Annotated in this window: 10 protein-coding genes; 6 read left to right on the top strand and 4 right to left on the bottom strand. The window is 69.2% G+C overall.

Features of this window, described 5'->3' with window-relative positions:
- From K8V84_RS10335 to K8V84_RS10350, 4 genes are all read left to right on the top strand, one after another.
- On the top strand, window positions 1-563 hold a 563-nt coding region (locus tag K8V84_RS10335; protein WP_304073598.1), incomplete at its 5' end, for a Crp/Fnr family transcriptional regulator.
- 140 nt (window positions 564-703) lie between these two features.
- Window positions 704-2,374: a hydroxylamine reductase gene (hcp, locus tag K8V84_RS10340; RefSeq protein WP_304073601.1), complete on the top strand. Its 1,671-nt coding sequence runs from the start codon at window positions 704-706 to the stop codon at window positions 2,372-2,374.
- Window positions 2,371-3,498 carry a 2Fe-2S iron-sulfur cluster binding domain-containing protein gene (locus tag K8V84_RS10345; RefSeq protein WP_304073604.1) on the top strand — a complete coding sequence of 376 codons (1,128 nt, stop codon included), beginning with the start codon at window positions 2,371-2,373 and terminating at the stop codon, window positions 3,496-3,498. The genes hcp and K8V84_RS10345 overlap by 4 nt, the downstream gene beginning before the upstream one ends.
- Window positions 3,499-3,584: 86 nt before the next feature.
- A complete protein-coding gene (locus tag K8V84_RS10350) occupies window positions 3,585-4,031 on the top strand; it encodes a DoxX family protein (protein ID WP_304073606.1) in 447 nt (148 codons plus the stop codon).
- On the opposite strand, the gene K8V84_RS10355 is transcribed toward K8V84_RS10350, so the two are convergent.
- From K8V84_RS10355 to K8V84_RS10370, 4 genes are all read right to left on the bottom strand, one after another.
- Window positions 3,971-4,324 carry a permease-like cell division protein FtsX gene (locus tag K8V84_RS10355; RefSeq protein WP_304073609.1) on the bottom strand — a complete coding sequence of 118 codons (354 nt, stop codon included), beginning with the start codon at window positions 4,322-4,324 and terminating at the stop codon, window positions 3,971-3,973. The two genes, K8V84_RS10350 and K8V84_RS10355, sit on opposite strands and share 61 nt — an antisense overlap.
- 264 nt (window positions 4,325-4,588) lie before the next feature.
- Window positions 4,589-5,443 (bottom strand): ATP phosphoribosyltransferase, encoded by an 855-nt coding sequence (gene hisG, locus K8V84_RS10360; protein WP_304073611.1) that lies wholly within the window; start codon window positions 5,441-5,443, stop codon window positions 4,589-4,591.
- Between the two features lie 89 nt (window positions 5,444-5,532).
- Complete coding sequence (locus K8V84_RS10365; RefSeq protein WP_014913038.1) at window positions 5,533-5,796, bottom strand: phosphoribosyl-ATP diphosphatase; 264 nt, start codon at window positions 5,794-5,796, stop codon at window positions 5,533-5,535.
- A gap of 157 nt (window positions 5,797-5,953) precedes the next feature.
- Window positions 5,954-6,784 (bottom strand): SDR family oxidoreductase, encoded by an 831-nt coding sequence (locus K8V84_RS10370; RefSeq protein WP_304073624.1) that lies wholly within the window; start codon window positions 6,782-6,784, stop codon window positions 5,954-5,956.
- Between the two features lie 144 nt (window positions 6,785-6,928).
- On the opposite strand from K8V84_RS10370, the gene K8V84_RS10375 reads away from it, so the two are divergent.
- Both K8V84_RS10375 and K8V84_RS10380 read left to right on the top strand, forming a co-directional pair.
- Window positions 6,929-7,642, top strand: a complete 714-nt coding sequence (locus tag K8V84_RS10375) for a class I SAM-dependent methyltransferase (RefSeq protein ID WP_304073625.1) — start codon at window positions 6,929-6,931, stop codon at window positions 7,640-7,642.
- Window positions 7,643-8,100: 458 nt separating this feature from the next.
- The coding region (locus K8V84_RS10380) for a trehalase-like domain-containing protein (protein WP_304073626.1) at window positions 8,101-9,395 on the top strand (1,295 nt) is incomplete at its 3' end.

A 9,395-nucleotide genomic window follows, 5' to 3' on the forward strand; every position in this document is an offset into this window, starting at 1 on the left:
CCGCCTTCCACCAGGGGGAACCGGTACGCGGTTTCTTCATGGTCCTGCGCGGGCAGATGCAGCTGACCGTGTCGACCGCCGACGGCGCCCGCAAGGTGGTCGAGATCATCCGGGAGGGTGAGAGCTTCGGAGCGGCCATCCTCTTCGAGGGCCGCGACTCCCCGGCCACAGCCACCGCGCTGGTCGTCACCGAGCTGTTGGTGGTGTCCGGCACGGCGGTGTTCGGTCTGTTCGACCGGGACCCGGCCTTCGCCCGGCGGATCCTGGCGAACATGGCGGGTCGCCTCCACCGGCTGTTGCAGGACGTCAAGTCCTACTCCCTGTTGTCGGGCACCCAGCGGGTCGTGGGGTTGCTGTTGCAGGAGGCCGAGGGTGACGACGCGACCCGGGGCACGGTGCTTCTACCGACCCGCAAGCAGGTGCTCGCCTCCCGGCTCAACATCGCCCCGGAGACGTTCTCCCGGGTACTGCACGACCTGTCCGCCGACGGTCTGATCGGTGTGGAGGGCAGCCGCGTCGTCCTACACGACGTCCCCCGGCTGACCGCCCTTCTGGAGCGGTGAGGACCCACCTTGGGACCCGGATCACACTCGGTCTCGGATTGACGAGGGTCAAGGAAACCGAACCCGGCGCGGCCTACGGTCGCCTTGCGGCTCCGGCCCTCTGCCGGAGCCATCGAAGACGAGTCCGCGAAAGGACCACCATGTTCTGCTTCCAGTGCGAGCAGACCGACAGGACCGGCACCGTCATCGGCTGCGGAGGACCCGTCGGCAACTGCGGCAAGGACGCCCCCACCTCGGATCTGCAGGACCTCCTGGTCCACGCGGTCAAGGGCATCGCCCAGTACGCGACCAAGGCGCGGGCGCTGGGCTCGCCCGACGACGAGGCCGCGGGCTTCATCCTCTTCTCGGTCTTCAACACCCTCACCAACGTCAACTTCAGCCAGACCCGGTTCGTCACCCTCCTGCAGGAGGCCGCGAGGGTCCGGGACCGGGTGAGGGCCGCGTACGAGGCCGCCGAGCGCGCCCGTGGGCGTACCCCCGAGGAGCCGATCGGTCCCGCCCGGTGGCGCCCGGAGCCGGACATGGAGGGGTTGCTGCGCCAGTCGGCCGACGTCCGCGTCGACGCCGGTCTCGACGTCGTCGGACCCGACGTCATCGGGCTGCGTTCCCTGCACCTCTACACGCTCAAGGGGATCTGCGCCTACGCCCACCACGCGCACGTGCTGGACGGCCACAGCGCGGAGGTCTTCGGCGGGGTCGAGTCGGCGTTGGCCTACCTGGCGACCGACCCGACCGACGTCGAGGAGCTGATCGAACGCGCCCTCGACCTGGGACGGCTGAACTTCGCCGTCATGGAGCTGCTCGACTCGGCCAACACCGGAACCTACGGAGCCCAACGACCCACCGCCGTGCGCACGACGCCGGTCGAGGGCAAGGCGATCCTGGTCAGCGGCCACGACATGCGGGACCTGGCCGACCTGCTGGAGCAGACCAAGGACACCGGTGTCAAGGTCTACACCCACGGCGAGATGCTCCCCGCCCACGGATACCCGCTGCTCAAGGCCTACCCGCACCTGGTCGGCAACTACGGCGGGGCGTGGCAGGACCAGCAGGAGGAGTTCGCCCGATTCCCCGGGGCGATCCTGATGACGTCCAACTGCATCATCGAACCGCACGCCTCCTACCGGCGCCGGATCTTCACCACGGGCCCCGTCGGTTGGCCCGGGGTGCGGCACGTCGCCAACGGTGACTTCGGTCAGGTGATCCGGGCGGCACGTGCCCTGCCGGGGTACCGGGAGACCGAACCGGAGGAGAAGTCCATCATGGTGGGCTTCGGACGCGACGCGGTGCTCGCCATCTCCGACCGGGTGACGGACGCGGTCGAGCGGGGCGCCATCCGGCACTTCTTCCTGATCAGCGGATGCGACGGCCCCACACCGGGGCGCAGCTACTACACGGAGTTCGCGCTCGGGGCGCCGGACGACTCGATCATCCTCACCCTGGGCTGCGCCAAGTACCGCTTCAACCGGCACGACTTCGGCGAGATCGAAGGGATCCCCCGGTTGTTGGACGCGGGGCAGTGCAACGACGCCTACTCCGCCATCAAGATCGCGATGGCCCTGGCCGACGCGTTCGGATGCGGGCTCAACGACCTGCCCCTGACACTGGTGCTGTCCTGGACCGAGCAGAAGGCCGTGGCGGTGCTGCTCACGTTGCTGGCGCTCGGTTTCCGGGGGATCAACCTCGGCCCCACGCTCCCGGCCTACCTCACGCCCGATCTCGCCGGCGAGTTCATCGACCGTTTCGGGTTGCGGACCATCGACGACCCGGTGGCCGACGTGGCCGCGGCGCTGGGCGAGGTGGAGGCATGACCGAGGCGGTTCCAGGCCCGGCCGGGACCGGCTCCGATCCTTGTGGGTGCGGTGAGGGCGGGTGCCATCCGATCACGCTGTCCACCACCGATGGTGAGGCCCTGGAGTTCTGCTGCTCGCCCGGGCAGAACGTGCTGACCGCGGCGGCGGAGGCGGGCGCCACCCTGCCGGCCTCGTGCAAACAGGGCACCTGCGGGTCCTGCCACGCCAACGTGACCGTCGGCGAATACGAGTTGGGCTCCCACAGTCCTCAGGCGCTGTCGGAGAAGGAGCGGGACGAACACGGGGGCGTGCTGCTGTGCCGCACCTTCCCCCGGGGGCCGATCTCGGCGGATCTGCCCTACGACGGGTCACGTGTGCTGCGCGGTGAGATCCCGGTACGGGAGGCCACGATCACCGCGCTGGAGGAGGTGGCCAGGGACACCGTGCGACTCGAAGTGCGCCTCGACGGCGATTCCGACGAGGGGCTCGACTGTCAGTTCGAGCCCGGCCGGTTCGTGGAACTCCAGCCGCCGGGACGCGCGGACGCCAAGCGGGCGTACTCACTGGCCAACACCGGCAACTGGGACGGGCTGATGGAGTTCTACGTCCGGTTGCGGCCCGACGGCGCGTTCTCCGGTCACCTTCGCGAGGAGGCCCGCCCCGGCTCGACGCTCGTCGTCCGCGGCCCCCTGGGCGCCTTCGGTCTGAACGAGACGGGGCTGCGGCCGCGCTGGCTCGTCGCCGGCGGGACCGGTCTCGCGCCGATGCTGTCGATGGCCCGGCACATGGTCGAGTGGCGAGAACCGCATCCGGTCCGGTTGATCCTCGGGGTCAACGAGGAAGAGGAGGTCTTCGGGCTGTCGGAGATGCGCGAGCTCGCCGACGAGGCGCCGGCGACCTCCCCGGTGGGTGGACTCCCGGGTTTCGAGTTCGATGTCTGCGTGTGGCGTCCCGGCGACACGTGGCCGGGTCCGGTCGGCACCCCGGCCGACCTCGTACGTGCGGGCTTGAAGTCCCAGGACGTGCTCCCCGACCTGTACGTGTGCGGCCCGCCGCCGTTGATCGACTCGGTCCTGGAGGCCGCGGTCGGGGGCGGTGTCGCCGAGGAGAACGTCTTCTGGGAGCGTTTCCTGCCCTCGTGAACCATTTTCCCCACGGGGTGTCGCGCGACCCGTTGTTTACCGGCGAGTAGGTTGGGTCTCGGCGCGTCACGAGAGGGAGAGAGTTCATGAGCGAACGCGTGAGCGTACTGCGCGGAGCGGCCCCGCGGGTCCTCGGAGGCCTGTTCGTCGCCTCCGGGATACTGCACTTCGTCGCCCCGAAGCCGTTCGAGGCGATCATGCCCCGGCGGCTGCCCGCCCACCGCGCCTTCGTGTACGGCAGCGGGGCGGCCGAACTGGCCTGCGGGGTCGGCCTGCTGACCCGTCGGAAGTGGGCCGGACCGGCCGCCGCCGCACTGTTGCTGGCCGTGTGGCCCGCCAACGTGCAGATGGCCCTGGACTCGGGTTCGGGCCGGCTGCCGGGGCCGGCCGACAATCGGCTCATCGCCTGGGGTCGTGTGCCCCTCCAGGTTCCGCTGATCTGGGCGGCCCTGCAGTCACGTCCCGCCGACGGTCAGCACCCCGATCCGGCCCCGGGGAAGTCGGAGAGCGTGTCCTCTCCGACCGCGAAGTAGTGGACCTCCACCACCCCGCACATCTCCGTCATCGCCGAGGCGAGTGCCTCACGTCGGTTACCGTCTTCGATCCGCACGTCGTACCTGGGCGGAAGGTCGTCCGGGGTCAACCCCTCGGGCGGGTCCTCATCCGAGGTTTCGAGGAACTGCCGGTAGGCGTCCTCCTGAGTGACGAAGAGGTACGACACGACCTCGGGTGATTCGTTCAGGAAGGTCTCGATCTCCTCCCACTCGTGGTCGAACCCGTGCTCACGCCCCTCGCACAACGGGTCCGAGTACGTCTGTGAACACACCAGGACCTTGAGCAGGTCCTGTTCCTCGACGGTTGCCCGAGTCCGGTCGAGTCCGGGCGGAAGGCATCCGGTGGTGACCAGGAACAGGAGGGGGCGGCGGCCAGGGTGACCGGACGCAGGGGTGCGGGCATCTTCTACGATCCTCGTTCTTCTTCGACGGCGCACCCAGGATGCCGGAGCCGCGGAAGGCGACGAAAAGCCCCGCCCCGAACCTGTGCCGGTCCGGGGCGGGGCGAGTTCGTACGAGGCCGGTCGGGCCGGCCCCTACAGGCGGCAGGCGTAGATGTCGGTGACCAGGATGGCTCGGGCACCCAGCTGCCACAGGTCGTCCATGATGCGCTGGGCCTCCTTGCGCGGCACCATCGAACGCACCGCGACCCAGCCCTCACGGTGCAGCGGGGAGACCGTCGGCCCCTCCATGCCCGGGGTGAGCGCGACCGCGCCCTCCAGGTTCTCGGCGTGCACGTCGTAGTCCATCATCACGTAGTCCCGCGCCACCAGAACGCCGCGCAGCCGCCGCAGCAGCAGGTCGATCTGGGGGTTCTCGGGCGCGTTCGTGGGCCGGATGACCACCGCCTCGGACACCAGGATGGGCTCCCCGAAGGTCTCCATCCCGGCGTTGCGCAGGGTGGTCCCGGTGGAGACCACGTCGGCCACCGCGTCGGCCACACCGAGCTGCACCGAGCTCTCCACGGCTCCGTCGAGGTGGATGACACGCGCCGCCACGTTCTGCTTCTCCAGGTAGGAGCGGAGCAGTTCGTCGAAGGAGGTGGCGATGCGCTTGCCGTTGAGGTCGTCGATGGTCATCCCGGCACCGCCGGGGGCCGCGAACCGGAAGGTGGACCCGCCGAAGCCGAGGGGAAGGACCTCGTCGACCGGCGCTCCGGAGTCCAGCAGCATGTCGCGGCCGGTGATCCCGGCCTGGAGGATGCCCTCACCGACGTAGACGGCGATGTCCTTGGGGCGCAGGAAGAAGAACTCGGTGTTGTTGTCCGGGTCGACCAGTACCAGGTCACGGCTGCTCTTGCGCTGCCGGTAACCGGCCTCGGTGAGCATCTGGACGGCGGGCTCGGACAGTTGGCCCTTGTTGGGCACGGCGATTCTGAGCATGTCGGGCATCTCGTGGTTCCTTGATCGCTCTTACGTGTACGGGGACGTCCATTGGCCGGCGAACGCTCGCGCCCGAAGGGGGCGCGGGGCGGGCCGACCTACAGATGCTTGTAGACGTCCTCGAGCCGCAGGCCACGGGCCAGCATCAGAACCTGGAGGTGGTAGAGGAGCTGCGAGATCTCTTCCGCGGCCTGCTCGTCCGATTCGTACTCGGCGGCCATCCAGACCTCGGCTGCCTCCTCGACGACCTTCTTGCCGATGGCATGGACGCCGGCGTCGAGTTGGGCGACGGTCCCGGACCCCTCGGGGCGGGAGCGTGCCTTCTCGGACAGCTCGGCGAACAGCTCTTCGAAGGTCTTCATGGTCTCTTTCCTCGACCGACAGTGCCCTACCAGGGTAGGCGCTCCGGAGCACCGGTGAACAACCGGGGCCCAGGTGTCTCGGCATGTGAGAAAGGCGAGGGCGCCAGGTCACGGCACGGACCCCGCTCGGCTCCGCCGCCCGGATCCGGCCCGCGGGTCAGGCCAGTCGTCGCGCCACGGCGCGCACGAGGGGCCGCGGCAGCAGGCGTAGAATCCCGTCGGCGGTCTTGTACCGGGCCCCGGGGATGACCGCGGCACGCCCCGCCGACCACGCGGTGAGCGCCTCGCGGACGATGTGCTCCTTGTGGACGAACGCGAACTGGGGCATCCCCTGCGCCTGGACCTCTCGGGTCATGTCGGTGCGCACGAACCCCGGCAGCACCACGGTGACGTGCACCCCCTTTTTGCGCACCTCCGCGGCGACGCTCTCGCTCCACATCGTGACGAACTTCTTGCCCGCCCCGTAGACCGAACCGCCCGGGTTGGCGGGGATCTCCCCGGCCATGGACGCCACGTTCACCACACCCAGTCTCCGGGTCTCGCCGGCGGCCCGGCGGGCGATCTGGACGGGAAGCACGGCCCGGGTCAGTTGGAGGACGGCGCGAACGTTCAGGTCGAGCATCGCGTCGATCTCGTCGGGTTCCTGCTCGGCGAAGACACCACCGTCCCCACGCCCGGCGTTGTTGACGAGCAGGTCGATGGGTTCGAGTCCACCGGTGCCGTCCATGGCGAGGCGTTCGGTGACCGAGGCGAGGCCTTCGGGTGTTCCCAGGTCGGCGACGAGCACCTCGACGGGGGTTCCGTAACTTTCCCTGAGGTCGAACGCCACCTCCTCCAGGAGCTGCGCACGACGCGCGACCAGGACGAGGGCGTGCCCGCGTTGGGCGAGCCTGCGGGCGAACTCCTCGCCGATCCCGCTGGAGGCACCGGTGACCAACGCCGTCCGGGGGCGGTCGGGGAAGGGGGATGTACTGTCCGGTGCGCTCATGTCCTCAGGGTAGGGCGAGTGCCATGGAACGGCGCAGGCACACCACCGGTTCCCGTTTCCCGAGTGGCGATACCCACCCGGTGTTTCCCGGACAAACGTCTACGTGAACTCCCCCAAGACCCGGCGAGGCGTTAGCGTTCAACCATGTCCGAGACACACAGCCATGCCGGACCCCTTTCCGCCCTCCGACTCGAGGAACGACTGCGCGACACCCGACTGTTCTTCAGTCAGGCGTTGCGAACCTTCCACGCCACCGGATCCATCCTGCCCAGCAGCGGCGCGCTCGCCTACGAGATGGCCGAACACATCCGCCACCGCACCGATCCCGACGGAGCCCTGAGCATCCTGGAGGCGGGCGCCGGCACCGGCGCCATCAGCCGCGGGATCGCGGCCGCCATGCGCCCCGGCGACACCCTCGACCTGGTCGAGGCCAATCCCGAGTTCGCCGCCCACGTCGAAGAACTGTTGTCGACCGACCCGGACATGTCCCGGATCGCCGACGCCGCCACGGTGCACGCCTGTCTGGTGAACGACCTCGGCACCGACCGGACCTACGACGTGATCGTGTCCGGTCTGCCGTTCGCCAACTTCACCGCCGACCAGGTGAAGGGCATCCTCGACTACTACTTCACGGTGCTCCGTCCCGGCGGAACGCTGTCGTTCTACGGATACCTGTACACCAAGGAGGTCAAGGCGGTCATCGCCAAGCGCGAGGACTACCTGCGCCAGGCCCGGACGAGTTGGGTGGTCCAGGACTGGATCGACCGCTACGGGATCGGTTCGGAGAAGGTATTCGCGAACGTCCCGCCCGCGTGGGTCCACCACCTTCGCAAGCCGGAGAACGACCTCCGAAGCTGACGTCGTCGAAGTCCCGGCCGGGTGGGCGATGGACCGTCCACCCGGCCTTTTTCGAGCGCCGAAGATGAGGAACCTCCCCAGGTTCTCCGGTCCTCCAAATCGGGTGATCTGCATCACTTTGCACTCCGGTCGCAGGAGTCCCACGACGCGGGTAGTCTCGCGTTGACCTCCGGGGGAGACGTTCTTTCCAAGAACGACCGACATCAGCCGATTCGCCACACCGCGCGTTAAAAGTTCCTGATATCTGGTCAAAGTCCCCCGAGGCTCATCCCGCGCCACCATCCCTGCGTCTACGTTTTCCACACCGATCCAGTGTGAACCGATCGCATGTGCGCGGAGTCCTACATTTCACCTATTTTCCCAGGTCATGTAGTGGACCATGTGGAGGAGGCAACGTGACGCTCACCCAAGCGGTCGAAGCGACGTCCACGAGGGCGACCGACACAACTCTCACGAGCATGCCTCTCGACGTGCGCCAACGCGTCTCCGCGCTGGCCCGCACCTCGCGGCTCCTCGTCGCCTGCGACTACGACGGAGCCCTGGCCCCCGTCGACTCCGACCACCGCGGCCCCCTGCCGGAGGCCGTCCGCGCCCTGCGCGACCTCGCCGACCTACCGGGCACCGTGTGCGCGGTCGTCTCCGCCCGTCCCCTGCGCGACCTCGCCGTGCTGTCCCGTCTACCCGCCGAGGTCCGTCTCGTCGGCGCCCACGGCACCGAGTTCGACACCGACCTCACCGTCGACACCCCCACGGACAAGTCCGCCGCCCTCGAAGTGCTCCGTGAACAGGTCGACGCCACCGCGCTCCTCTACATCGGCGGTGGCGAGGGCGAGGAGCCGGTGTTCACGAACCTGAACACCGGGGCCGACGCGGGTGTGCGCGTGGGCACCGAACCCACCGTCGCCTCGCACAGCGTCCCGGACACCCCCACCGCCGCCACGCTGCTGACCCTGCTCGCCAACGAGCGTCGCTCCTGGGTGTTCGGCGAACGCCCCACCCCGATCGAGCGCATGTCCATGCTCTCCAACCAGTCCTCCGTGGCGCTGGTCGGACCGGACGCGCGGCTGCTGTGGTTCTGTCACCCCGAGCCCGACTCCAACGCCCTGTTCTCCGAAGTCCTGGGCGGGCGCCAGGCGGGCGTCTTCGCCATCGCCCCCGCCCACGGCGGCCTCCCCCTGGGCCAGCGCTACCTGCCCGGCACCATGACCGTGCGGACCCGCTGGTCGCGCCTGGAGGTCACCGACTACCTCGCCCACGACACCGAACCCGGTCGCACCGACCTGATCCGCGTGATCGCCGGTGTCACGCCCGCCACCGTCGAGTTCGCGCCGCGCCCGGACTTCGGCCGCGCACCGATCCGCCTCACCATCGAGCCCGAGGGTCTGCGCATCCAGGGCGCCGATTTCCCCATGGTGCTGCGCTCCCCCGGTGTGGAGTGGCACGTGGACCACGACGGCACCGACGATGTCGCCCGAGCCACCGTCCACCCGCGTTCCGAGCAGCCCGTGGTCCTGGAACTGCGGTGTGGCACCGACTCCTTGGCCACCCAGGAGAGCACCGAACCCGAACGCCAGGAGAAGGCGACCCACCACTGGTCCCGGTGGCTGGAGAGCCTGGAGCTTCCCGACACCGAGAATTCGTTGGCGGCGCGTTCGGCGTTGACCCTGCGCGGGCTGTGCACCCCCACCGGCGGGGTCATGGCCGCCGCCACCACCTCCCTGCCCGAGGAGATCGGCGGGGTCCGCAACTGGGA

This window comes from Nocardiopsis listeri (assembly GCF_020741345.1).
Lineage (GTDB): Bacteria > Actinomycetota > Actinomycetes > Streptosporangiales > Streptosporangiaceae > Nocardiopsis > Nocardiopsis listeri_A.

Excerpts from the sequence above, each read along its gene's own strand:
- K8V84_RS10370 (WP_304073624.1), bottom strand. The coding sequence starts at position 6,784 with ATGAGCGCACCGGACAGTACATCCCCCTTCCCCGACCGCCCCCGGACG.
- hcp (WP_304073601.1), top strand. The coding sequence starts at position 704 with ATGTTCTGCTTCCAGTGCGAGCAGACCGACAGGACCGGCACCGTCATC.
- hisG (WP_304073611.1), bottom strand. The coding sequence starts at position 5,443 with ATGCCCGACATGCTCAGAATCGCCGTGCCCAACAAGGGCCAACTGTCC.
- K8V84_RS10375 (WP_304073625.1), top strand. The coding sequence starts at position 6,929 with ATGTCCGAGACACACAGCCATGCCGGACCCCTTTCCGCCCTCCGACTC.
- K8V84_RS10345 (WP_304073604.1), top strand. The coding sequence starts at position 2,371 with ATGACCGAGGCGGTTCCAGGCCCGGCCGGGACCGGCTCCGATCCTTGT.
- K8V84_RS10350 (WP_304073606.1), top strand. The coding sequence starts at position 3,585 with ATGAGCGAACGCGTGAGCGTACTGCGCGGAGCGGCCCCGCGGGTCCTC.
- K8V84_RS10365 (WP_014913038.1), bottom strand. The coding sequence starts at position 5,796 with ATGAAGACCTTCGAAGAGCTGTTCGCCGAGCTGTCCGAGAAGGCACGC.